At 38.1% G+C, this 25357-nt stretch carries 26 protein-coding genes; 4 read left to right on the top strand and 22 right to left on the bottom strand.

All coding sequences use genetic code 11. From position 1 onward, the window contains the following. The first annotated feature begins 1 nt into the window (after position 1). A complete protein-coding gene (locus tag SPAR10_RS10675) occupies positions 2–814 on the top strand; it encodes an ABC transporter permease (protein ID WP_004250683.1) in 813 nt (270 codons plus the stop codon). Between the two features lie 872 nt (positions 815–1686). Here the strand turns inward: SPAR10_RS10675 and SPAR10_RS03125 are convergent. From SPAR10_RS03125 to SPAR10_RS03095, 7 genes are all read right to left on the bottom strand, one after another. Next, positions 1687–1893, bottom strand: a complete 207-nt coding sequence (locus tag SPAR10_RS03125; RefSeq protein ID WP_004250682.1) for a CsbD family protein — start codon at positions 1891–1893, stop codon at positions 1687–1689. A 36-nt stretch (positions 1894–1929) separates the two neighbouring features. Next, on the bottom strand, positions 1930–2550 hold the full coding sequence (locus SPAR10_RS03120) for an Asp23/Gls24 family envelope stress response protein (RefSeq protein ID WP_004250680.1): 621 nt from the start codon (positions 2548–2550) through the stop codon (positions 1930–1932). An 11-nt stretch (positions 2551–2561) separates the two neighbouring features. Continuing rightward, positions 2562–2732 carry a DUF2273 domain-containing protein gene (locus SPAR10_RS10670; RefSeq protein WP_004250679.1) on the bottom strand — a complete coding sequence of 57 codons (171 nt, stop codon included), beginning with the start codon at positions 2730–2732 and terminating at the stop codon, positions 2562–2564. A gap of 11 nt (positions 2733–2743) precedes the next feature. Continuing rightward, complete coding sequence (gene amaP / locus SPAR10_RS03110) at positions 2744–3307, bottom strand: alkaline shock response membrane anchor protein AmaP (protein ID WP_004250677.1); 564 nt, start codon at positions 3305–3307, stop codon at positions 2744–2746. Positions 3308–3392: 85 nt separating this feature from the next. After that, positions 3393–3632: a GlsB/YeaQ/YmgE family stress response membrane protein gene (locus SPAR10_RS03105; protein ID WP_004250675.1), complete on the bottom strand. Its 240-nt coding sequence runs from the start codon at positions 3630–3632 to the stop codon at positions 3393–3395. 429 nt (positions 3633–4061) lie between these two features. Beyond that, complete coding sequence (cadX, locus tag SPAR10_RS03100; RefSeq protein ID WP_000711083.1) at positions 4062–4400, bottom strand: Cd(II)/Zn(II)-sensing metalloregulatory transcriptional regulator CadX; 339 nt, start codon at positions 4398–4400, stop codon at positions 4062–4064. A gap of 11 nt (positions 4401–4411) precedes the next feature. Beyond that, entirely contained in the window at positions 4412–5026 is a 615-nt protein-coding gene (locus tag SPAR10_RS03095) for a CadD family cadmium resistance transporter (RefSeq protein ID WP_004250673.1), read from the bottom strand. Positions 5027–5054: 28 nt separating this feature from the next. Here SPAR10_RS03095 and SPAR10_RS11205 point away from each other — a divergent pair, with 28 nt between their 5' ends. Further along, complete coding sequence (locus tag SPAR10_RS11205) at positions 5055–5240, top strand: FanG protein (protein ID WP_080581391.1); 186 nt, start codon at positions 5055–5057, stop codon at positions 5238–5240. A gap of 77 nt (positions 5241–5317) precedes the next feature. On the opposite strand, the gene rpmG is transcribed toward SPAR10_RS11205, so the two are convergent. Both rpmG and rpmF read right to left on the bottom strand, forming a co-directional pair. Next, positions 5318–5467: a 50S ribosomal protein L33 gene (gene rpmG / locus SPAR10_RS03090; RefSeq protein WP_001265622.1), complete on the bottom strand. Its 150-nt coding sequence runs from the start codon at positions 5465–5467 to the stop codon at positions 5318–5320. 15 nt (positions 5468–5482) lie between these two features. Then, a complete protein-coding gene (rpmF, locus tag SPAR10_RS03085) occupies positions 5483–5665 on the bottom strand; it encodes a 50S ribosomal protein L32 (RefSeq protein WP_000290417.1) in 183 nt (60 codons plus the stop codon). 216 nt (positions 5666–5881) lie between these two features. On the opposite strand from rpmF, the gene ilvD reads away from it, so the two are divergent. Continuing rightward, on the top strand, positions 5882–7585 hold the full coding sequence (ilvD, locus tag SPAR10_RS03080; protein WP_004250671.1) for a dihydroxy-acid dehydratase: 1704 nt from the start codon (positions 5882–5884) through the stop codon (positions 7583–7585). A 119-nt stretch (positions 7586–7704) separates the two neighbouring features. On the opposite strand, the gene SPAR10_RS03075 is transcribed toward ilvD, so the two are convergent. The 6 genes from SPAR10_RS03075 to tgt form a co-directional block, all read right to left on the bottom strand. Further along, positions 7705–10302: a YfhO family protein gene (locus SPAR10_RS03075; protein WP_004250670.1), complete on the bottom strand. Its 2598-nt coding sequence runs from the start codon at positions 10300–10302 to the stop codon at positions 7705–7707. A gap of 20 nt (positions 10303–10322) precedes the next feature. Then, a complete protein-coding gene (locus SPAR10_RS03070; RefSeq protein WP_004250668.1) occupies positions 10323–12941 on the bottom strand; it encodes a YfhO family protein in 2619 nt (872 codons plus the stop codon). Next, entirely contained in the window at positions 12931–13881 is a 951-nt protein-coding gene (pgfS, locus tag SPAR10_RS03065; protein WP_004250666.1) for a glycosyltransferase PgfS, read from the bottom strand. Before pgfS ends, SPAR10_RS03070 begins: the two co-directional genes overlap by 11 nt. Before the next feature lie 178 nt (positions 13882–14059). Beyond that, complete coding sequence (locus tag SPAR10_RS03060; protein WP_004250665.1) at positions 14060–14401, bottom strand: metal-sulfur cluster assembly factor; 342 nt, start codon at positions 14399–14401, stop codon at positions 14060–14062. A gap of 117 nt (positions 14402–14518) precedes the next feature. Then, positions 14519–16336, bottom strand: coding sequence for an acyltransferase family protein (locus tag SPAR10_RS03055; RefSeq protein WP_004250664.1), 1818 nt, complete (start codon positions 16334–16336; stop codon positions 14519–14521). A gap of 133 nt (positions 16337–16469) precedes the next feature. Then, positions 16470–17612, bottom strand: a complete 1143-nt coding sequence (tgt, locus tag SPAR10_RS03050) for a tRNA guanosine(34) transglycosylase Tgt (RefSeq protein ID WP_004250663.1) — start codon at positions 17610–17612, stop codon at positions 16470–16472. A gap of 115 nt (positions 17613–17727) precedes the next feature. On the opposite strand from tgt, the gene SPAR10_RS03045 reads away from it, so the two are divergent. Next, a complete protein-coding gene (locus SPAR10_RS03045) occupies positions 17728–18585 on the top strand; it encodes a DUF975 family protein (protein WP_004250662.1) in 858 nt (285 codons plus the stop codon). A gap of 47 nt (positions 18586–18632) precedes the next feature. Here SPAR10_RS03045 and SPAR10_RS03040 read toward each other — a convergent pair whose 3' ends face one another. The 7 genes from SPAR10_RS03040 to thrC all read right to left on the bottom strand — a co-directional run bounded on the left by SPAR10_RS03040 (position 18633) and on the right by thrC (position 25318). Continuing rightward, positions 18633–18995 (bottom strand): DUF1304 domain-containing protein, encoded by a 363-nt coding sequence (locus SPAR10_RS03040; RefSeq protein ID WP_004250661.1) that lies wholly within the window; start codon positions 18993–18995, stop codon positions 18633–18635. A 10-nt stretch (positions 18996–19005) separates the two neighbouring features. Beyond that, on the bottom strand, positions 19006–19431 hold the full coding sequence (locus tag SPAR10_RS03035) for a MarR family winged helix-turn-helix transcriptional regulator (RefSeq protein WP_004250660.1): 426 nt from the start codon (positions 19429–19431) through the stop codon (positions 19006–19008). A gap of 158 nt (positions 19432–19589) precedes the next feature. Further along, positions 19590–20453 (bottom strand): DUF2262 domain-containing protein, encoded by an 864-nt coding sequence (locus SPAR10_RS03030; protein WP_004250659.1) that lies wholly within the window; start codon positions 20451–20453, stop codon positions 19590–19592. Positions 20454–20603: 150 nt separating this feature from the next. Continuing rightward, on the bottom strand, positions 20604–21698 hold the full coding sequence (locus tag SPAR10_RS03025) for a LysM peptidoglycan-binding domain-containing protein (RefSeq protein WP_004250657.1): 1095 nt from the start codon (positions 21696–21698) through the stop codon (positions 20604–20606). A gap of 176 nt (positions 21699–21874) precedes the next feature. Next, a complete protein-coding gene (locus tag SPAR10_RS03020) occupies positions 21875–22489 on the bottom strand; it encodes an HAD-IA family hydrolase (RefSeq protein ID WP_004250655.1) in 615 nt (204 codons plus the stop codon). 3 nt (positions 22490–22492) lie between these two features. Next, on the bottom strand, positions 22493–23773 hold the full coding sequence (locus tag SPAR10_RS03015; protein WP_004250654.1) for an MATE family efflux transporter: 1281 nt from the start codon (positions 23771–23773) through the stop codon (positions 22493–22495). Between the two features lie 60 nt (positions 23774–23833). Beyond that, entirely contained in the window at positions 23834–25318 is a 1485-nt protein-coding gene (gene thrC / locus SPAR10_RS03010) for a threonine synthase (RefSeq protein ID WP_004250652.1), read from the bottom strand. Positions 25319–25357 lie beyond the last annotated feature (39 nt).

Here is a 25357-nt window from a genome sequence, read left to right as displayed (position 1 = left end):
GATGAATTACGCATCGAATAAAGAACAAATTTTGATCTATTTGGGTAAATTTAAACGAAATTTTTTAAATTCTAACGGATGGTATTCTTTTATAAGTACTGCTATCATTGCCCTTATTACTTGCATTGTAGCTGGAAAAGACGGATTTTCAACCGGCTTAGGTGCAGAAGTGAAATCCACTTCATTCATTATTGTTTGTGCCTGTATTTGGATAGGAGTTTTTAATTCTATTACATTGATCTGTAAAGAAAGAGATATTATTAAACACGAATACCGAGGGGGCATGAACCTATCATCGTATATGTTCGCCCACATGTTATTCCAAGCCCTTGTTTCTCTAATTCAAGCTATTATTTTCTCCAGTATTTTATTCTTATTCTATCACCACTCGATTTCAGAATTTAAGACTATCTTTGATAATGATAGTTTACGATTCATCTCTTATTTCTTAACTATATTTTTAACCATTTATTCGGCAGATGCTTTGGGTCTATTTGTCTCTTCAATTGTTAAAAATGTTGAGAAAGCAATGACTGTTATGCCCTTTGTCATTCTCCTTCAATTTCTCTTTGCAGGAAATATCCCCTTAAATGGCTTTTTGCAGTTCTTATCTTATTTTACACTTAGTCGTTATAGTTTTGATGGGCTTTTAGACTTAGCCGGCTTTAAAGAAGGAGGATCATTTTTCAGTACCTCAACCAAGGTACAAGTAAATTTATTATTTGCTTGGATTCTACTCATTGCTTTCTCTATTCTTTTAGCCTATCTAGCAAGTAAACTATTAAAATCAGTTGAAAAAGATACTAGAGGTTAACATTGCTTGAATTAGTTTAGTAAACTAGATTTATAGTTCAAAAAAGGTAGTAAGATTTTCTCTTACTACCTTTTCTATCATAAGATGTTTAAATTAGTAAAATTGGAATCCATATTAGCTACGATATTGACTCTGACAAATGTGCATTAATAAAAATAAATAACAAAAACAACCCAAAAGTTAGATTTTTTTCTGTCTAACTTTTGAGGTGCAATTCATATGACTAAATCGTTTTCTATATATCCGAACACCTAATTTATTTCACAAAAAATGTAGTCATTTTATCCAGTTGTTAGTTCTGAGATTTTTTTGATAAATATCAACTGCTTTAAATTGCTTTTTTAGGAGTAAATTCAGAGCAGGTATCCCTCGTTTTCATAATTTTACAGATGCCAAACTATAAAAAATTACATTTATTGGTTTAATAAGGATATTTGTACTATAATTAAGATAGATAGAGATACCGATTAATAATCAAAGAACAAAGGCTTTACCAGGGCAGATGGATATGTTTGAAAATTATATAATTACTATTCAACTTATTTACTGGATTAACAAAATAACGAAAGGAGTATGGACTATGACTATTTTTATTTTAAGAACTACTTTGTTTTTTGTTGTGCTTGGATTGAGTCTTTTCTCTGATAAATTGTTCAAACAACAATATGTAAAAATCGTAAAAATAATTTGCACTATAATCTTATTAGTCATTTCATTAACATATCTGTTCTAAGTTATTTTAAGAATACAGGAATTTGTTTGTCCTGTATTCTTTTTTTCTCTATAAAACGTGCATTGATAAAAACGAATAACAAAAACACCCCCAGTTAGGGAGTGTTTTCAAGGATAATAGCAAGATTACCTAAATTTTATTATTTAGCGTCGTCTTTTTTAAAGATGTTTTTAACACCTTCAACAGCGCCTTCAATAGCGTCTTTTGCATCTTCAGCGACTTCTTTAACTTTAGAAGCAACTTTTTCAGCAGCTCCTTCGCTTTCAAGTCCTTTGTCACCTACTAATTTACCAACGCCTTCTTTAACAGCTCCTGCTGCTTGGTTGAATTTTTCTTCTGTAGACATAAGTATGTCCTCCTTTTATTTTTTCTAAATTAGTAATTATTGAACACGTGGTTCTGCTTTGGCTGCAGCGTCTTTAACATTATCAACGCCTTGGCCAACTTTTTCTTGAACGAATTCAGCGCCTTCACTAATTTTTTCTTGTGCTGCTGCGACACCTGAACCGATACCAGATTTCACTCTAGACAATTGTTCTGACGCGAACTCGCCTGTTGATTCTGCCACGTCAGTTACACGATCTTGAAGGCTAACTGAGTCTGCTTCATATTGTTCTTTAGTTTTGATGTCAACAACATTAACGTTAACTTCAACTACTTCTAGATCAGTCATTTTCGCAACTTCTGATACGATAACGTCTTTGATTTCCTTGTATAGAGTTGGAACGTTTTTTCTGTACTCTACGATAACGTTCAAGTCAACTGCTACTTGTTCTTTACCAACTTCAACGTTAACACCGTGTGTTACATCATTAGTATTGACAAGTTTTTCTGTAAGATTTGAGAAGAATCCGCCGTCAACATGTAATAGTCCTGGGACTCTTTCTAGTGAAAGACCGATAATTTTTTGAATAACTTTATTTTCGTAAGTTAATTCTCCTCGAACATCTTTAGAAACAACAACATCTTTTTTTTCAGTTACATTTTTTTCTACGTTTGACATATGAAACTCCTTTATTTATTTAAATAATTCTTCTGTACATAGTATCCCAACCAAATTCCTAAGGCTCCACAGATTAAAACGAACAATGTTTTAAAGAAACCGAAGGATAGGATGAAGCAGGCTAGAATAATACCTACTACACCACATAGAATTGGGTATTGATATTTTTTAAACCATTCCATTTTTTACTTCCTTACTTTACACGACTAACAATTTTCTTAGCTGCTTTTTGAGGGTCATATTCTTTCACTGAAACTTCCAGTTTAACCTCTCGATCAATACCAAAGAATTCTTTCAGTCCTTGAGTGATTTCGTTTTGAACTACTTCAAATTTGTTAGCAATGTTATCTGAAAGAACAGCTGTACCTTCTACATAAACGAAACATTTCTTTTTCCGAGTATGTACCTGAATTTTGGGATTTTTGACTATCTTGTGTTCATCCAATAAACATCGAACAAACCCTTCAATAGCTGAATTTTTTAGTTTTAATTTATCGTCTTTAGTTCCAAGTTTTATTTCCAGATATTGTCTAGGATAAAACAGGATTACTAACATCCATAATAAAACTAAGATAGACAGGCCTAGAAGCCCCCAAAATACATATCTAGCGAGATAATATTCAAATGATGTCTGTCGCCAGCTAGTCAATTGAATTCCTAAATCACTAACCTGGTGGTAATCTATCAAAATAGGAAGGAAAATTGTCAAGATTAAAATACAGAAAATAAACAATAATATTTTCTTTGATTTTGACATATAAAATCCTTTCAATTAGTGCAACAAACCATAGCTTTACCCGTCATTATAAATTAAAAGCTATAGTCTGCTTTCGAGTAAAACATTAACCTTTTTTACCCAAAAAGAACGATACCACAGAAACTACAATCACTGCACCAATAATAGATGGAATGATAGCCATACCAGCTAGTGAAGGTCCCCAAGTACCAAGGAGTGATTGACCTACTGATGAACCGATTAAACCGGCAAATATATTAGCAATTACTCCCATTGAGCCACCTTTTTTAGTGATTGCCCCTGCTGCAAGGCCGATAAAACCTCCTACAATAATGGACCACAACATAATATGCGCCTCCTTTCATAGCCCCAATATATCTGGGTTAAATTTAGTATATCATAACATGAGAGCGCACTCAAATTATATGCTCACGAATATGTGCTTTAATAAATTTTAAAACAATACAAAAACGCTCTAGTCATTGTGACTAGAGCGTTTTCTATATATCCGAACATCTAATTTATTTCACAAAAAATGTAGTCAAAAATGTAGTCATTCGGTTGATTATCTTTGAAATACTTTGAATTTGGAAAAAAGAAAAAACGCTTAAAATCGGCGTTTTTCTTATATATTGATTCGTATTGAATGCTTACTTCACTTCTATAAAAAATTAAATAATTTCTATTTTAGCTGTTAGAAACGTTGGTACATCAATGTTTTTAGAATGCTACATAATAAAAGGCAGAGTGGATGGTAGAGTAGTAAAAATAGTTGTTATCCTAGTTGATTAAAAAAGTCTTTGATTTCCTCATCTTTTATAAAATAATATATAATTTTCCCCTCTCTTCTAGTATCCAAGATGTTTTGATTGGCTAGTTTACGAAGATGGTGGGAGGCAGATGCCATACTGAGATTTAGTAAACAGGCTATATCACAGACACAGAGTTCTTCAACAGCAAGGAGATAAAAGATGATATTTATCTGTTTATTATCGGTAAACTTTGATAAAATACGAAGTGATTTTTGGACTTTTTCCTTTTCAAGGTAGTTCGTTGCGGTTGTAACATTTTGTTGATTTATAATATTCACTTGGCAGATACTATCTTTTTTCATAATTTTTTCTCCTAGCCGAACACAGTCCTTAGCATGTCAAAAACGTTGTTTTCAATCAGGATATATATCCCCAGTCCTAAATAAACACTGGCAATAAACCATCTGCTATATTTTTCCAAAATTTCTCCAACAGAAGGTACTTGTACCAATTTTTGGGCAGAAAAAACCAAGAGATAAATCATGACTAGAAAGGTAAGTAAAGCCACTATCAAATTCGCTAAATTTAAGGTAATAAAATATGGGACAAAAACACCAATATTGTCAGCACCACAACTTGCAAAAGTAATCATAGCGACTAGAAAAATCAGGTTTTTATCATCTTTGCGCAAACCATCTTTTGCAATAGCTTCTCCATCAGAATCTCCTAAAAGCAAAACTTTGAGTCCTAGGAAAATTGGAATCAAACCGAGCAAACCTAAAATCTCTTTACTAGGAATATAATTTAAGACAAATGCAAAAAGTAAACTTAGCAATATTAGACTAACAGAGCCTAGAAATTGTCCTAAATAGATGTTAATAATGTCTTTTCTGCTTTTTCTTTTGGCAAAAAATAACATTAGGATAATAAGTAAGTCTACGGCTGTCCCAGAATACAGGATTATTGAAGTAACAACATTTTGAACCATAAAACACCTCATTCAAATATATTTTTGAATGTATTTTAACATTAAACTTTGTAGATGTCAACTTCAGCTCCATCAAAATATAGATAAGAAGGTAGTGTACCAAACATTAAAAAGCCCTGCCATCGAAATGATAGCAGGGCTTAACTTCAATATCCATATGATATATTTATCTAAAAAAGGTAGAGAAAAAGGTAGAGTTTGGACTGAAATATAGTGAAATGTATTGAAATTGAAAAAAGAAAAAACGCTTGAAATCAGCGTTTTTCTTATGTATTGATTCGTATTGAATGCTTACTTCACTTCTGTAAACACAACGTGTTTGCGAAGTTTTGGTGAGTATTTCTTCAATTGAAGACGGTCTGGAGTGTTACGTTTGTTTTTAGAAGTAAGGTACAAGCGTTCACCAGATTCTTTGTGTTCAAGTGTAATATTTACGCGCATGGTATCTCCCTTCTATTATTCAGCTGATGCAGCTTTAGCGATCTTACGTCCTTTGTAGTATCCTTTAAGTGATACGCGGTGAGAACGTGAGTAATCTCCAGTAGTTTCGTCAAAGTTTACAGATGGAGCTGTTACTTTGTAGTGTGTACGACGTTTGTTTTTCTTCGCTTTTGATGTGCGACGTGCAGGTACTGCCATTTCGTTTTTCTCCTTTTAAGATATAAATTCAATTAGGTTTGATTTTCATCAACTTTAATAGTATATCAAAACTTTTTTGTAAAGTAAAGTTACTTGACAAAAAAAGTTGTATTTTTTATCGTACACTGCTGAATTGTCTGAAAATTTAAAAATTTTCTTCTGTTATTCATGTGAAAATTGTGCTATAATGGAACAAACTGAAATGGGAGGGAACAAATGACAGAATTAGATAAACGTCACCGCAGTAGCATCTATGACAGCATGGTAAAATCACCTAACCGTGCCATGCTTCGTGCGACTGGTATGACTGATAAGGACTTTGAAACACCGATTGTTGGGGTCATTTCGACTTGGGCAGAAAACACTCCGTGTAATATTCACTTGCATGACTTTGGGAAATTGGCTAAAGAAGGTGTTAAATCTGCTGGTGCTTGGCCTGTGCAGTTTGGAACCATTACGGTAGCCGACGGTATTGCCATGGGAACGCCGGGTATGCGCTTCTCCCTAACGTCTCGTGATATCATCGCGGACTCTATCGAAGCAGCTATGGGTGGTCATAACGTCGATGCATTTGTAGCTATCGGGGGTTGTGACAAGAACATGCCTGGTTCCATGATTGCCATTGCCAATATGGATATCCCAGCTATTTTCGCTTACGGTGGTACTATCGCCCCTGGAAAACTGGATGGCAAAGACATTGACTTGGTTTCTGTATTTGAAGGAATCGGAAAATGGAATCACGGCGATATGACCGCTGAGGACGTGAAACGTCTGGAATGTAATGCCTGCCCTGGCCCTGGTGGTTGTGGTGGTATGTATACTGCCAATACTATGGCTACTGCTATCGAAGTTTTGGGGATGAGTTTGCCAGGTTCTTCTTCTCACCCAGCTGAATCTGCTGATAAGAAAGAAGACATCGAAGCAGCCGGTCGTGCAGTTGTCAAAATGCTTGAACTTGGGATCAAACCTTCAGATATCTTGACTCGTGAAGCTTTTGAAGATGCCATTACAGTGACAATGGCTCTCGGTGGTTCTACTAACGCCACTCTTCACTTGCTTGCTATTGCCCACGCAGCTAATGTTGACTTGTCACTTGAGGACTTCAATACCATCCAAGAACGTGTGCCTCACTTGGCCGACTTGAAACCTTCTGGTCAATATGTCTTCCAAGATCTTTACGAAGTTGGTGGTGTGCCTGCGGTTATGAAATACTTATTGGCAAATGGATTCCTTCATGGAGACCGTATCACATGTACTGGTAAGACTGTCGCTGAAAACTTAGCTGACTTTGCAGATCTTACTCCAGGTCAAAAAGTCATCATGCCACTTGAAAATCCTAAACGTGCGGACGGTCCGCTTATCATCTTGAACGGTAATCTTGCTCCTGACGGTGCGGTTGCCAAGGTGTCAGGCGTTAAGGTTCGTCGTCACGTTGGACCAGCTAAGGTCTTTGACTCAGAAGAAGATGCTATCCAAGCTGTCTTGTCAGATGAAATCGTTGATGGCGACGTTGTCGTTGTTCGTTTCGTTGGACCTAAGGGTGGTCCTGGTATGCCTGAAATGCTATCACTTTCATCAATGATCGTTGGTAAAGGTCAAGGAGACAAAGTTGCCCTCTTGACAGACGGACGCTTCTCTGGTGGTACTTATGGATTGGTTGTTGGACATATCGCTCCTGAAGCTCAGGATGGTGGACCAATTGCCTATCTCCGTACAGGGGATATCGTTACGGTTGACCAAGATACTAAAGAAATTTCCATGGACGTTTCCGATGAAGAACTTGAAAAACGCAAGGCAGAAACAACCTTGCCACCACTCTATAGCCGTGGTGTCCTCGGTAAATATGCCCATACCGTATCTTCTGCATCACGTGGTGCCGTTACAGATTTCTGGAATATGGAACAATCTGGTAAAAAATAAGCTCTCATATTATCCTATAAAGAATTACCTTATTACAGTGGTATAATAGGCACACAAAAAGGATGAAGTTCTTACGAACTTCATCCTTTTTCATTGGAATAGGCAACAAAGTATGTTATCTACTCCACTTTTTTCTTTTTCCACAAGTAAATGAGTACGATGAGAGAAGTCATTGAAAGTACTATTCCAGTGTTTAACCCTGGTGGGCTATAACTCCATATAATCTCATGTTCTCCTTCAGTTAGTGAAACACCCATAAAGAAACCAAGAGATTTTTGAGCTTCTTGATTTTGACCATCTACTGTTACACTCCAACCTGAGTGATATGGAATAGTGAAGGTTGCAAAGGATTGTTCACTATTTGGAACATTGACATGTGCTTTCACCGTTGAATTTGAATAGGAATCAATGGTGATGTCATTTGCTTTTTTAAACTGTTCCAATGCATTTGTTAGCGTTGGTATATCAATTGAATAAAATTTAAAACCTCGAAAATCCCATTCTTTGGCTTTTCCTTCTTCAAAAGTGAGAGTAATCGTTTGATCTAAGTTTCCATTGCCAAGCATCCAAAATTGATTATCTCGGAATCGATTTTCATAGGGATAACTTAATCCGTTGAGCTTCACCTTTGACTTATTTACCGAACCAGCTTGTCTTTCTGGAATTTCAACAAAGTACAACTTATTTGGTTCAAGAGTCAACTTCCATTCAATGTTAGAATATTCTCCTTCATTTGATAGAGTGTATTTGTCTCCCGACTTTGTTAAATTCGAGGTAACTGGTTCCCCAACACTCACTTCGCTTAGTGCATTTGCTCCAGATAATCCAATCACTTGTAATAGCTGATTCAAATTGGCAGCGGGTTGATGTGCTTCAAATGAGATATTCGTCGCTGAACTTTCATTAGTTAAATATCCAAGAGAAAAGGCATATGGATTACGATAAACAGCAAAGTTCTTTAACGTACCTACTTTCTCATACAATCCACGAACGTCTGAAAAAATACGTTTTTCATCTCCATCCATCATAAAGTTTGAGATTCCAAAGAATGAATCCAGAATGACATTACGACTTGTATAGTTAACAACTGATTGCGATGACGGCAATCCTAGATAGCTCAATTCCTCAATCAATGAATACTCGAGACTCGAAGTGAAATGTGATACCCCATTATAATTATAGGCAATAGGGAAGTTGGCATGAGACAAGCCCTTATGCATTTCCATCCGTGTAAATACCTTTGAACCGCCGTAGCCTTCTTGGTCAAAAGCAGTGGCGTATTCCATTTGACTCTTTAATCCTTCATTACCAATGAAAAAAGGTACCCTTTTTAATCCAACAAAAGAACTGATCATTAGTTCGATAATCACCACTCCGGCCACTAATTGTAACCTACGAACTTTATCTACTTTTCTAAAGAAAAACGCTAATAAGATGGTTGTCCAAAAGCAAAATGCGAGTATTTTCTGCGGCGTTTCAACAAATTGAAGACTTCTTTGAGTCGATAATACAAGTATTGAACCAAACCCAAAAATAGCCACTAGAAACTCGCTTAATCGAAACTTATCTTTCCATTGTAGTAAGCTTTCTGATGCCAATACCAGCATAAAACTGTTGGCTACCCATGAATTTCTAAAGAAGAAACCAACGGGACGTTGCCCCATATGCCAAATTTGATCGAAACCTTGAATAGAGAATGAGAGAAACAACACAAGAAGGACGACTATCGCTGACAACTTCTTAAGGAGAGTAATCTCTTTCTTAGCAAAGAATGTAAACAACCCGAAGAGAGCCAAGCCACCAATATATAGCTGTGGTAGAGCCTTAGGATCACCCCATTCTTTTTCTCCGAAGGATCCTAAAATAAATTTTTGAGGCATTCCTACTACATCATTGACGAAGTCCCATGACCACGCGAAGGTACTCCCAGCGCTCGCTTTACTCTCTAACAAGGCACTAAAGACCGGCAATAACCAAAACGCTGCAATTCCTACACCAATTAGTGCAAATAAAGCAACTTTCCCCATTTTTAGTAGCGCCTCAATCAGAGGGTCATCCGTTGAGAAGATAATATAAAACGTATACAGTGCTACAAAAAGGCACATCATATAGCCTGTATAGAAATTCGTAATCAAACTAATGGAAAGAAAAATCGGTAATTTAAACGATCGCTTTCCACCCGCAATTTCTTCAATTCCTAAAAGAATCAATGGTACATAAATTAGATTATCTAAGAAATTAGGATTGTACTGTTGCGATACGATAAAGCCACTAAGAGCATACGACGAAGATAATCCTAACGATAACCAGTAATGTTTAGACACTCCTTGAAATTTCTTTTCCAAGAAATACCCAAAGACGACTCCCATTATCCCAGAACGAATTAGTGGGATTACATAACTCAAAATTTGAAATGTTGAAACCGGGAAGATTACGTATAAAAACGTGAATGGACTTAAACTATTAAAACCCCAAACACTTGGCATTGCTCCTCCAAGTGATTTCTCGAAGGACCAAAACAGACCGCCATAATCTCCACTCCAGAACAGTTTATGTAATCCGATATATAGCGGAAAATATTGTGCAAGAAAGTCTCCACTATGTATCGAATTTTGTGAAAAGGGAGTCAACCCTAAACAAAGGAAGACCCCTAACATAACCATAAATGGAACAAAGAACAGCGAACTATATTTTAATTTCATTTTTGAAATTTTCATTATAGTCTACTCCCACTATATTAAATCCATTTTTTGTAAATTGCAAATCCATAAAGAGCGATAGATACGGTTGAGATTATAAAACCTAAAACAAATCCCTCTGGCAAGTAACTCATTTCAACTGTATGCTCACCTGGTGTAATTTTATATGCCAACAGGCTATCCCAAACTCTTGCAGTTTCAACTACTTTTCCATCTACTTTAACAGTCCAACCTTTTTCAAATGGAATACTTGTCATCATCCAGGTACTGTCATCAGTAATATTCACTGTCCCTTTAAAACTACGATTATCCCAATGAGACAATTTTATTCCTTGAAGCTGACGTTCTTGAATGATACGATTTACTAATGCACCATTTGAACGAGCTAATCGTAATCCAGATAAGTCATATTCATTATCCGTTTCAATTTCAATCGTTAAATCTACAGGTTGGCCAGCAGAATTATGCGCAATTTGTATGAACTGTGTTTGTTGAAATTTATCTTGGAATTCGTAATTTTTGCCATTCAACAAGATACGAACTTTGTTTTTATCTGTATGAGATAATTTTTGCGGAATTGATACCCAATAATCTTCAGCAGATTGAGGTAATAAGTGATAGGTAATCGTTCCTGGTTTAGATGAATCAATTCGTTTGTAAGTTTCTGGTTTAGATGATTCCATATTATCTAACTTCAATTCATTTGCTGCTAATATAGCTAAATAATAATCGCTCGTCGCTCCCATTGCTTGTACTATCTTATTTTGATTTTGAATCGGTTGGTGGTTCTCTAATTTTACATTCACCGTTGCATCATTAACACCATAAGCAATTGGTAAAATCAAATCTGTCTCGAAAGTCTTTGTTCTAGCAGCTTCATAAACAGGTTCTTTTGTCGTAATATCTTTACGCGTTACCATATTTCCGAATACATACAACTTGGATGTATCCGGATAGTCCTCTTTAAGCACTGGTTTTGGAGTCACTAAGTATTTCACTGAGAAGAGTGCATCTTGTAGCGGAGTTCCTTGATAGTAGGTCGTTGCGTTAATTCCATTATTTCCTAAACGGTCAAATAAATCTCGCGTACTATTTTCTAAGTTGGAACTAAAAATTGATAAGCCAGGATAATCCACCATGAATGGATCATTCTTACTTAGATTAAATGATTTATTAATTCTGTAAAAATCACTGTGGTCAGGTCGAATAGGGTTAATAGCATCCTTTAATTGTAAAACAGCATCGTGATACTTGTAGGCATCTGTATAGCCAACACGTGATTGAACAAGTGCTGCATTAGCTGTTAACTCAACTACAGTCAAAGCAGCTATAATCATCCAAGCTCTTTTTACTTTAGGATAGAATAAAGCCCCAAGCAGAACCACAAAAATCAAAATCGTTGCAAGACGTTGCCAAACTGTTAAGAAAGAGTGTTGTTGTAACTGTACAATAGAAAAGATAACTGCACCGCTAATCAGCAGGAAGCTAGCTTCTCTTTTAGTAAATTTCTCCACTTCTCGTAGACTTAGATAAGCCAAATAAACTAAAAAGAAAGCAATAATCCATGAGAATCGATAGAAAAATCCAGCAGGATTTTGTCCCATATGCCACAACTTACTTGTAAATTCATGGGCACAAGAAATCAAAAACACTACGAGAACAAAACTTGCTGCAATTTTACTCCATTTTGAAATCTTACTTGAAATAAAGTAATAAAGTGTTCCTAGTAAACCAAAGCTAGCCACATATATATTTGGCAAGTTAGGTCCAGCTGGCCAAGAAGTATTATCAAAAGCTCCTAAAAAGAGTTTTGCTAAAATCTCAAACGGATTGATTTGTAACTTCCAATCAAATCTCAGAGTGCTTTGCAAGCCCCCTTTTGTTGATACCAAACTAATCAGAATTGGGAGCAATACAGCTGATACTATTCCAACAGCTAGTATAGATGCGGCAGCTAATTTCCCCAGTCTTGTTAGAATAACCTTTCTATTTCTTAAATTCTCTGAACGAATAATGTAGAACAAAGCATAAATGACCACAAAAATGCAGGTCATATAACCCATGTAAAATTGAACAAAGAGAGATAATGCCAGCATGCCAATATAGCCTCTTGGAGACTTATTATCTAGTACTTGTTCAACCCCAATTAAAACTAATGGAAGCATGATCATTCCATCATAGAAAATTGGGTTCATTTGATAACTAACATTAAACCCATTTAATGCGTAGATGGTAGCGACGATTGGAACCAAGTAGGCCTTATTCTTTAATCCATCATATCGTTTAACCAAGAAATGTGCCATGGTTAATCCCATCGCTCCATAACGTAAGGCAATAACAATTGGAACCACCCATTGGAAATTTTCTTCAGAGGTTAATAGAAAGAGTAAGTTAAATGGACTCAACAAGTTGAAGCCCCAAATCCCTAACATCCCCCCTCCAATGGATTTAGAGAAAGAGTAGAAGAAACTACTCCAATCGCCATTTAAAAATAAATGTTTGAAATAAGCATATAAGCCAATATACTGTGCGTTAAAGTCAACCGCCATGAGTGACTTTGTCCCGAAAGGAAAGAAGCCATCAATAGCCCAAGCTACAAACATAATGAGCATAGGCGCAATAAAACTTGCTAGATAGACTTTTTTCTTAGTCGTCATTTTGCTCTCCTTTCACAGTAATGTTCGTTTGGTCAACAAGATAATGTGGACGTTTCTTCACTTCATAATAAATCTTACCGATATATTCTCCGAGTACCCCAATAGAAATCAATTGAATTCCACCAAAGAGAACGACTGAGAAGATTGTAGTAAAGTATCCACTCACGAGTGAATCCGGTACTACGAGATATTGGATAAAGGTCCAAAGAACATAAACCAATGAAATTAATAAGCAGAATAAACCAAAATTAATACACATACGTAGAGGTTTATCGTTGAATGATAAAATCCCTTGAATCGCATAGTTCAATGAGAACTTCAACGAGTATTTTGTTTCACCTACAGTACGAACTTGGTTTTCATATTCGATAACTTTTTCGTTAAAGCCGATCCAAGCAAAAATTCCTTTAGAAAAACGATTGTATTCTTGCATAGATATAATGGCGTTTACAACTTTACGGCTAAACAATCGGAATTCAGAGACTCCGTCCATTAGCTCGATATCCATCATTTTATTGGCAAGTTTATAAAAATGTTTAGCTAAAAAAGTACGGTGACGTTTTTCTCCTGTACGTGTACGACGAGCACTTACAACATCGTATCCTTGCTCATAAGCTTCAATCATTTGTGGAAGCATTGCTGGTGGATGCTGCAAATCTCCATCCATTAGAATAACTGCTTCTCCTGTTGCATATTCAAGCCCTGCAATAGTTCCAGCTTCTTTCCCGAAATTCCGACTGAAGCTGATGTATTTAACACGTGAATCGCCAGCTGCGATGGCTAACATACGTTCAAAAGTACGATCCTTACTTCCGTCATTAATAAAAATAATTTCAAATTCCGCCTTTGTAATTTGATTGATTTCTTTAACCAATTCATCATACATCTTCTGAATCATATTCTCTTCGTTATAAAACGGAATTACTACAGATAATTTCATATCTATTCTACCTTATTCTTTTTATTATAATCACTTCTACTATAATAACATTTTTTTGAGTGAAGTGGTTACTCTTAACAAAAATTTTTGTTTATTGTATGAAATAAATAAACAAAAAAAGAAAAATATAAATCAGGTCTTTAATCCCGATTCATAATTCATCTTATCACTCTATTTTTTATCGCGGAGGCAACCCTAAGGCTATACGTCCATAACGACTAATGCGTGTAATCTTCCATGCTGGAGACCAGGTAACCTCAACCTTGACATCCTCAATCCCATCAATTTGTTTTAAACCTGCCACAATCTCGATTGGTAGACTTTCTGCACAGTCACAGGCAGTATCAGTGAAGGTCATAACAACTGTACAAAGGCCAGCCTCATCTAAATGAATCTCATAAATCAATCCAAGATTGTATACATCTAACTCTACATCTGTATCATAAACTTTTTCGAGTACTTCAATGATTTGATCTTCCAATGCTAGAGCACGGTCATTAATCTTGATGTCTTCTCTCATTGCATTCCCTCCATTTTTTGATTGTTCCTATTTTCTCATAATTCTGACAATTTGGCAAGTTTTTCCCAATTCTCGTTAAAGCAAAAAAGTAGAGATACAATCTCTACTTTTTAGTGATTATTTTGATTTGACAGGTTTGTCTGCAAGAGCTTTAACAGCAGCATTAATGGTTTCTGCGTAAAGTTTTGCTCCTTCATCCTGCTTGGTCGTATCACTACCGAAGTGAACCTGGTCTGTTCCCTTCCAAATATCTGGATGATCTTTAGCGACTTGGTTCCAATCTGCTAGTGCTATATATGAATATTTTTGTGCCAGTTCACGCGCATAGCTTGCATACTGCTCAACATAAGGTTGTGTTTCCTGCGTTGTGTCTCCCTCGTATGGAGTAACTAAAACAAGTTGATGTCCTTTTGGAAGGTTTGTTATCAGCAGATCCAAATCAGCTTTATAATTTTCAGGATTATTAACGCCAGTCGCAATGACTACAATTTTAGGCAAGGCTTTATTCTGACTGTAATTCAACATCAATTCATTTGCCTGTTTGGTATTTCGACTGATCTGACCATCAATCTGCGCATCTGGTAAGATTTCTTTTAGTCCATCTGAAGCACGCAAGGTTACTGAATCACCAATGATGGATACACCCTCAGCTATATTATAGCGACTGGCTTCTGCTTGATCTGCCATGGTTTTTGTTCGGTTTATATTGGTTTGCGCCTGATTGAGACCATTAACCATCAAATCCGTTTCAAATGCGCCTACTTGAGGAGCTATCAGTATCACGATTAAAGTAATCAAACTAAGCACTCCTGCACTACCAGCAAAAATTGGTTTAATGTGCGGAATTTCTTTTGCCTTTTGCAAGAGTTCCGTAGTTTTTCCTGCTACCAAAGGTTCGATGACATAGAAAGAAAGAGTTGCGAAGATATAAGAGAAGATGGTGGTTAAAATCACTGCTAGCAGGTTGCCCATCAATTGAGAAAAGATAATATAAAACGGCCAGTGGAAAAGATAGACAGCATAGCTGGTATCCGCTAAAAAGCTGATAATCTTTGGCTCTTTGATCGTCGGTGTTTTCTCATGCAAGACGCGTGCCGCAACAATCATCAGAAGCGCTGCCAAACTTGCAAACAAGAAGCCGAGTAAATAAGCAAAGAGATATGTAAATTTCACAAAGAAGGTCAATAATAGCAAGACTCCGAGCCCAGCTCCAAAGACTAGCAAAGTCTGCTTCAAATCCAAGCTTCTATTCAAACGTTTAAAAAGTGGCGTTGCATGACGAACCCCTATTACGGTAGCAAGCACACTACCTAAGAAGAATGGATACACATGAGTTAAGCTTGAAAAGTATACTGTTGAATAAGAACTTACAATAAAACTACCGATAAACATCGAAAGGAAACTGACGATAAAGACAGCTGATGAAAGTAGAAATATTGTTCCTCGCAGTTGTCCGCTTGATTTCGCTCGCTTAGATAGGAACCAGACTGCCAAACCCCACAAGATATAATAATGAACTTCAACAGCTAAGCTCCAGTTGTGAACAAAGAGGTGAGGGATAAACTGAGATTCATAACTTCCTCCTGTCAGCATTTCATAGAAGTTAGTCATAAATCCTAGAACACCGGCAATCTGCCCACCAATTCCTGCCACATAATCTTGGCGAACCAAGAAGGTGAATGGCATGATGACAAGAATCATTAAAACGACCGGTGGAAAAATTCGATAGAAACGTCTTCTAAAAAATCCTAAGATATCAATCTTCCCTTTTTGTCCAAATTCTTCTAATAAAAGTGATGTGATCAGAAAACCTGAGAAGGTAAAGAAGACGTCAACCCCGAAGAAACCTCCTGGGAAAGCCGTTTGAAAGAAATGATACAAGAGTACCAAAAGCAAACCTGTAATCCTAATCAAGGAAAACCATTTAATACGCATACGAGTTTATTCTCCATTCATTAGATTGGCAAAAAAGCCATCTAACTTTCATTCATAGTACCTTTATTTTATCAAAAAAAACAGAAAAATCCTAAGATAAAACTTAGGATTTTTAGCTGATTTCAAGCTAAATTTAGAAATTTCGCCCTGACTTGTTATAACCATATTTTTCAACAAAATGTTCACGGAATTCCAGGAGATTATCATCCATGATAGCCTGGCGAACCTGCTTCATCAGATTGAGCAAGAAATACAGGTTATGGTAACTTGTCAAGCGGATACCAAAGGTTTCATCAGCCTTGAGCAAGTGACGAAGATAGGCACGGGTGTAGTTCTTACATGTGTAGCAATCACACTCAGGATCAAGTGGTGTGAAGTCCTCCGCGAACTGGGCATTCTTGACAACCAAACGACCTTGACTGGTCATACAAGTCCCGTTACGAGCGATACGAGTCGGCAAGACACAGTCAAACATATCTACCCCACGAATCACCCCATCAATCAAGCTATCTGGCGCTCCCACTCCCATCAAGTAACGAGGTTTGTTCTCAGGAAGCAGTTGAGTAGTAAAGTCCAAAACTGCATTCATCTCCTCATGGGTTTCTCCAACTGCTAGTCCTCCGATAGAGTAGCCTGGGAAGTCCATACTTACAAGATCATGCGCCGACTGACGACGAAGATCTTCAAATCCAGCCCCCTGTACAATTCCAAATAGACCTTGATCATGTGGACGACGGTGAGCCTTTAAACCACGCTCTGCCCAACGGCTAGTACGTTCTATTGACTTTTTCACATAATCATAGGGTTGGTAGAACTGAGGACATTCATCAAAAGACATCATGATGTCTGAGCCCAGATTGTTCTGGATAGAAATAGCCTTTTCAGGCGAAAGGAACATCTTAGAACCGTTGAGGTGGTTCTTGAAGGTTACCCCTTCTTCTGTAATATTACGGCTGTCTGCTAGGGAATACACTTGGAATCCACCGCTATCCGTTAAGATTGGTTGGTCCCAATTCATAAACTTGTGAAGACCTCCAGCACGGGCAATGAGTTCATCCCCAGGGCGAAGCCACAAGTGATAGGTGTTGGATAGGATAATCCCTGAACCCATCTCTTTCAATTCTTCTGGAGACTGAGTCTTGACCGTTGCCTGAGTCCCTACTGGCATAAACATAGGCGTCGGGAAGGTTCCATGGGGTGTGATAATCTCACCCAAACGAGCTCCTGTGTGTTTTTCTTTTTTAATCAATCGATATTTGATTGGCGAATCTGACATTTTTTACCTCCGAAGCTGGGAAAGACAGTCCCAGTTCTTACTTTGCGCCCAGGGGCATACTGTATGATTCTATCAAAAAAATAGGAACTGTCACGAACTATGGTATAATGAAAGAATGAAGTATCCAAAAATTAATTTAAAAGAAGTTCGCGAGCAGGCTAGACAATTTCAAGCCGAGCACCCTCGCTTGCTGCTTGTCTTTTTATTACCAAGTATTCTCTTGATTCTATCGAGCTTTATCAGACCTTTATCCCTACTTGATGAAGGCATTCTTGAACAGTCCTTCTTGAGTTTTCTAGGGATTACAATCCAGTCTGCTCTCTTTCCGATAGCCGTTGGATTTACAAGTTCCATCATCCTAGCTGGTGCTCTCTTTACCACGATTAATCTTTACAGAATTTCTGAGATAGAGCTTTCCTTTAAAGATAGCCTGTCCTTGCTTGACAACCGCTTCTTTACCCAGACATTTCTAACGCTCTTACTCAAGCGTTTCTATCTCTTTTTATGGAGCATCCCTAATCTTTTTGGAGTCTATTTGCTCTTTTATAGCAGCGCTATGGCTCGTAAATTTGTGGAACTTCATCCCGAATTTCCATCTGTCGACGTGACAAATCCAGATATCGAACACTTCCTACTTACTTTTGCTCTCTATTTCTTTGGTAGCGTCCTAGTAATGATTTTGGGAACCATTATCTATCTTCCACAATATTATGCCTATTCCCAAGTTGAACTACTTTTATGTGACACCCTTGCAATCGGAATTGCCAAGCCAAGTCGCGTACTCAAAACTAGTCGCTTCCTTATGAAAGGCTATAAGTTCCAACGCTTCGTACTTGATTTACAACTCCTACCATGGTATCTTCTTATCTGGATCAGCTTTGGAATTGCGAGCATCCCTTCTTTCCCTTATATCTATAGTAGTCAATTCTTCTTCTATCAAAGATTACTCGAAATCAAGCGGAGAAAAGTTTAATGTGAATGATTAAAACCAGCACCTTCAATAGAAAGTGCTGGTTATTTTTATCTCAAGAAAAGGATACTCAAGAGTGCTAGGATTGCTGGTCCGCCTTGCTTTAGAATGATTTTTTTATCTGCTGTTAAGGCACCATAAGTCGCTGCTCCTACGACAAACAACACAAAGATTGTTACGATTTCTAAGCTATGTGAGAAATAAATTCCATAAATAAGAAATACCCCAATCAAGGCATTATAAATTCCTTGGTTTTTAAACAGTGAGGTGACAGAGGGGCGAGTCAACTCTTCCTTGTCCATATTAAAGACTCGGCTGGTTGCATCTGATTGGGTTGCGATACTTTCCAAATAAAAGATATAAAAATGCTCTAGAGCAACAAGGGTTGCTAAAATAGTAGTAATGATTGACATCGTGTTCTCCTTAAAATTCTATTTTTTCTAAACCTGACACTAGTTTCGTCAGTAAGGTTGTTAGCTCTTTCTGCTCGGCTGTCGATAAGATACTCTCCATCTGTTCCTTCACCTTCAGGTGACGTTGAGGAGGATTAACCAAGAGTTGATTCTTGGCTTCTTGGGTTAATTCAACTAAGACTTCTCGCTGATTGACTGGATTCCGATTGCGACTGACATAGCCCTCTGACTCTAGTATCTTAAAATGACGGGTCAAGGCTGCAGGGTCAATCTCTAACTTCTCCTGAACGGCAATCTGGTTGCAGGGTGACTGCTGCAGTAAAAACTGCAGGATTTGATAGCGGGTCAAACTAATTCCCAATTGTTTCTCAAAAAGTTGAGTGATGGTCTGATCTGTTAAATGGAGCTGGTACAGTAAGTCGTTAATTTCTTTCATTTCTACCTCCCTGCGTAAACTTGATTTATCAACTATTGACTTATCAAGTATATTACAGAAAGATTAAAAACGCAACTATTTTGCTTACTCACGAAAAATAGCCTCTTGGTTTCAATCCCAAAAGGCTATTATTTCTATATTCTAGATAAAATCCAGCACTAACCTACCAAATCTGCTCGAAGGATTTCTCCCTCTTTATCAATGACAACTTCGATGGCATGGCCTGCAAAAATTTCTTCACGATCATCATAGTAGAGGGTCAATTCTCCATCTTCGTTGATCGATAGTTCACTCAAGGAAAGTGAGTTGGTAAAATACTCTTCTGTTAACTCCACATCATTTTCATCTGAATCTATCCAGTCTTGAGCTGTTTCCCACAGTTCTTTGACAATATAGTCTTTAATCCGAGTATCTTGAACTTGGAAAGTTCCCATAAATTTCTTTAGATCATCAAAAGAACTTGGAGGGAGACTTTCATCTGCACTCGCAGCAAAGATAGCATGAATCTTACCACCCTCGTAAGTGATAAATCCTTCAAACCAAGAATAGGCTCTGTTTAAGGTGAATTCGCCAATATCGTCTTGAATGATGACCGGTTTTTGATAGGTTTCAATCAAGGTCTCTAACCTAGAGTCTGAGGATTGGTCATCTAGGTATTCCAGCAAGTGGTAGCAGTTATTAGCTACTTCTGACATATATGGCTCTAGCTCCATGAAGGGGCGTTTTTGACATTTGATACGATGAATTTTGTAGGGTTCAAAACTAAAGCCCCAATGCTTTTCTTCAAATTCTTCTGGGGTCAGGAGCCATTCCAAACGTCCCTCCCGTTCAGAGAAGTCCTGAGTTTCAACATTGACACTAGCTTTAAAATGAACGGACGGCATTTTACAACCATTTTTTAAAGAAGCAGCCCCATTTACATTTTGGAGGGTAAAAATCAAGAGCTCAACAATTTCTCCAGTAAATTCCTGTTCAAAATCATCTCTTGTTTTCTCAAATGGAGTTTTTAATCGATTTGTCATTCTTTTCATCCTTTCTCTCTATGCTTAAAAGCGTTAGTATAGTTTTGTATCCGCTTACATTCTAACATGTTTTAGATTTTATTTCACTTATCAATACTATTTTACACAAAAAGAAGCTACACATTTTAAATGTATAGCTTCTTATTATTCTTAATTCATAGATACGTGGACGTGGTCATAGTGGTTTTCTGTGATACTACCACGGTCTGGCATTGGATTCCAAGTGTAAGCAGGTCCATATTTACTTGGGTATGGTGCGTAGAAACGTTGTTTCCAGATGATGTAGCTAATGCCACGGCTAGCCATATTTTGGATAGCATAATCTGCAATTTGGTCTCCAAGAGCTGAGCTTACTGGAACCATAAAGTCAATTGCAAGGCCTTTCCCGTGGTCTCCGCTATCTCCAGGACGGTAGCCGCTAAATGATGTGATACCAAACAAGTTAGCAATTTCTTCTTTAAAGGCAGCCGTTTGTGGTTGTAGACCTGCATTTTCTGATTTTGAAGCTGCAATACTTGCATAATCAGGTGCTGCTGGTGCTGCATAAGTCGCTGATGAACCTTGGCTTGCTTCAGCTTGGTAAGTTGATGGTGTTGATTGAGTCTCTGCTACAGTTTCTGTAACAAGGGCTTCTGTTGTAGTGGTTTCTTCCACTACAGGTGTTTCTGCTACTGCTTCTTCTGCTGGTGCTGAAACTTCTGCCGTAGTTTCTGTAACAGGTTCTGCTACTGGTACTGAGGCTTCTGTTGTAGTTTCTGCTACTGCTTCTTCAGTCACTTGTGGTGTTACTGCCTCAACTTGAGCCTCTGTTTCTTCAACTGGTTGAGTTAAATCTTCAACCTGTACAGTTTGGTCATCTACAGTGACTTGGTTGGTTGTCAAATCTGCTCTTGCAGTTGTGCCTTCACCTGCCTGAGCTGTGTCAGGGGTTTGGATTTCAACTTCCGTCACTTCTTCCTCATCATTAACAGTTGTAGTAAGCACTGTCTCAGGGAAAATCAGATCAATATTGCTGATCTTGTTCAAGTTAGCAAGAACGGTCACATCCACTCCCAAAGCTTCGGCAATGGTACTTAGAGTATCTCCATACTGAATCGTATAGCTTGTTTTATTCTCATTCTTAGTAACATCGTTTTGAATTTGCTCAACACTGCGCGCTGTCCATACTAGTTCTTCTGCTTGAGTTGCCAATACAGGGGCAAAGGACAAGGCTACTGTTGATGCTAAAATAATTCTTTTCTTCATACTATCAAACTCCTTTTCAAATGTAGTACCTGTCTATCATAACACAAAGAAAATAGAAAAAAAGCCCTTTTGGGGCTATTTAACAGAACTGTACATTCGTTGTAACAAATCACATTACTTGAAATAGTTTGTTAGTTTCTTGTCATCAGGCTGACACATTCTTCTTAAAGAAAGTTCTAGAAAGAAAGTGAGCTAATATCTTCTAAACGCTCTATCTGTTGATTACAAGCTGTAGGTGAGGCAAGAAAATTGATACTCTGAATCCCACTATTTTGGGCAAATTCTATATCCAAAGTCCGATCGCCGATATAATAAGTCTGCTGAGGATTTAATCCATACTTATCTAAAAGATAAATCGCAGCTTCTGGACTAGGCTTCCGAGCAAAGCCACTTTGATTGGTTAAAATTTCTGTGAAATAGTGGGCCAAACCCAAATTCTCCAAAATTGTAAAAGCATTGTCCCCTTTATGGGTATAAACAAACTGCTCAATACCTTGCTGGTCTGCCCAAGCTAAGATTTCACGCGCCCCTGGCATCAGAACCACTTGAGCATTCTTCTCAGCCAAGCTCTGAGCACGAACCTGATTGAGCATATCTGCATCCAAGCCTCTTTCTTCTCCCGCCTTTTCCAACAGATCTTGAACGGAAGTTTGTAGAATAAAGGCACGAACCTCAGCCTTATCATAAGGAATGTCAAACTGGGCAAAAGTCTCTTCGATTCCTGCTAAAATAGCTTCATAAGAGTCCAACAAGGTCCCATCTAAATCCCAGATAAATCCAATTTTTTTCATATGTCATCCTTTCAAAGAGATATATTGCTTATAACGATAGTGCAGGAAAATCCAGCGAAAACCATTATCCAAAAGCGTTCCTGCCCAAATACCAGGCAAGCCCCAACCAAGAACAATTCCCATCAGATACCCTGTTCCGATACGGATACACCACATTCCGATACTTGTCGCATAAAAGGGGAGGCGTGCATTTCCCAAACCCTGCCAGACAGCTGTATAAATGACTGTTCCCGTCGTCATAGGAGTCCCTAGTAGAGAGAACAGCGTCACCATAACACTAGCTTCAATAGCCACAGGATCACTAGTATAGAGGTGACTTAGGGGCGTTCCGAGAGCATAGATACTAAGTGTTAAGGGCAACATAAGAAAGAGGGAAAGCCAAAAAGTTTGCTTACTTAAGTTGTCTACCCTTGCCCAATCATCTTCTCCAACTGCTCGAGCTACCTGCATGACTGTTGCTGTAGCGACACCAAAGGCTGGCATATAGTTAAACTGGGTCAAGACTTCACCGATTGCATTTCCTGCGACTGCCTCAGTTCCGAAAGAAACAACTAAGGCAATAATGACCACATCTCCAGCTCGCATCATGAGACGTTCTCCCGCTGCAGGTAAAGCCAAAGTCAGCAAGTCTTTGTCCAGTCCAAAATTTGGTCTCGTATATGGAAGTTTTAATTGTGACCACAAAATCACAACCCCGACCAAACGAGACAAAATAGTCCCCCAAGCTACACCAGCTATCCCCATATCAAGGATAAAAATGGCGACACTTGAAAATAGGATGTTTAAAGCATTGGATAAAAAACTCACATAAAGGGGAAGTCGAGGATTGTGGGTGGCGCGAATCAAGGCTCCCAGACTAGTCATCAAGCCCAAGAGGACGATTGTCCCACCGACCAAAGCTAGGTATAGTCCACCACTCTTAGCCACAGGCGCTTCAGTACCCAAAAGACCAATCATCTCTTGACCTGCAAAGATGGACAAGCCACCTAAAATTAAACTCAATAGCAAGGTTATCTTGAGAGCTTCTGTCACATGGTAGGCTAGTCTAGACTGATCTTTCTGTCCCAAACTTTTTGATATAACACTAGAAATTGCTGCTCCCAAGGCAATAAAAATAGCCTGATAAATGGTGATAATATTTCCAGCTACAGACACACCCGAAATGGCGATCAACCCCAGATTAGCTACCAAGTAGCTATCTACCATCCCCATGAGCATCTGCAAGAAATTTTCACCCATGGCAGGTAAAGCTATGTTGAGAATATCCTTATTTTTCTTAAACAATCCTTCCTCCTGATGAAAAGAAACTCAGTTAGTTTCCCAACCGAGTTTACTTCCTCTGTTTTAAAGTCCTAAATAAGATTCTACTGCCGCCTGCATATCTGCCGCTGCAACAGTTGTCTTGTGACGAACTGGAGCTGTTTCAAGGCCATCAACTGCTGGTGGCACTGCCACTCCTGAAATTTCGTGCAACTGAGTCAAGGCCTCAAAGTCGCTCAAACCTGATTTCCCTGTTACAGCTTCTACTGCAACTACTGGGAATTTATATGGACTAGCTGTTGATGCAATCACGGTCTTAGCCACATCGCCTGTCGCCGCTTGGTATTTTTTATATACGGCCGAAGCAACTGCTGTATGAGGGTCCTCAATATAAGCATCTGACTCATAAACACGCTTAATTTCTGCTACGGTTTCTGCTTCCGTCGCATACTCAGCTGCAAAGAGATCCAGAATCTCTGCATCAAAATTAGTCAACTCATACTGACCTTGAGTGTTCAAAGCATTCATAAGTTCAGCTGTCTTAACCGCATCATTTCCCAAAAGATGGAAAATGAGACGCTCCAAGTTTGAAGAGACCAAGATATCCATAGATGGGCTAGTAGTTACCTTAAACTCACGCTTCTTGTCATAAACACGAGTTTTGAAGAAGTCTGTCAAAACATTGTTGTCATTTGAAGCACAGATTAGCTTACCGACTGGTAGGCCGATTTGTTTGGCGTAAAAGGCAGCCAAGATATTTCCAAAGTTTCCTGTCGGTACGGTGAAGTTAACCTTGTCACCAGCCTTAATCTCACCAGTTTTAACAAGCTGAGCGTAGGCATACACATAATAGACAATCTGTGGGACCAAACGACCGATATTCATAGAGTTAGCTGATGAAAACTGGAGCTTGTTGGCTGCCAATTTCTCACGAAGAGCCACATCATTGAACATATGTTTTACGTTTGTTTGAGCATCGTCAAAGTTTCCATCAATAGCGATAACATGGGTATTTTCGCCCGTTTGAGTGGTCATTTGCAACTCTTGTACCTTGCTGACACCGTCTTTTGGATAAAAAACGATGATTTCAGTTCCAGGAACATCCGCGAATCCTGCCATAGCAGCTTTACCAGTGTCTCCAGACGTCGCTGTCAAGATGACAATCTTGTTTTCCAAGCCGTGTTTCTTAGCAGCTGTTGTCATAAAGTAGGGCAAGATAGACAAGGCCATATCCTTGAAGGCAATGGTTGAACCATGGAAAAGTTCCAAGTTGTATTGGCCATCAAGTTTGACAAGAGGGGCAATTGCTGGTGTATCAAACTTGCTGTCATAGGCGTTGGTGATACAGTAGTCCAACTCTTCTGCTGTAAAGTCATCCAAGAAGGCTGACAAGACAAGCTTGGCTACTTCTTGGTAAGAAGCGTCTTTCATTGTGTCAAAATCCAAGTCCACCTTTGGATAGCTAACTGGAGTAAACAAGCCTCCATCTGTTGCCAAGCCCTGCAAAATCGCTTGGCTGGCTGTTACGGTATTGTTCGCATCACGCGTTGATTGATAAACTAATGTCATAAATCTCTATCCTTTATCTATAGTCTCATTCATTATAAC

The organism is Streptococcus infantis SPAR10 (genome assembly GCF_000279535.1).
GTDB classification, from domain to species: Bacteria; Bacillota; Bacilli; order Lactobacillales; family Streptococcaceae; genus Streptococcus; species Streptococcus infantis_I.
Note: the sequence above shows the minus strand (reverse complement) of the source record. Positions and strands in the feature narration are given on the sequence as shown.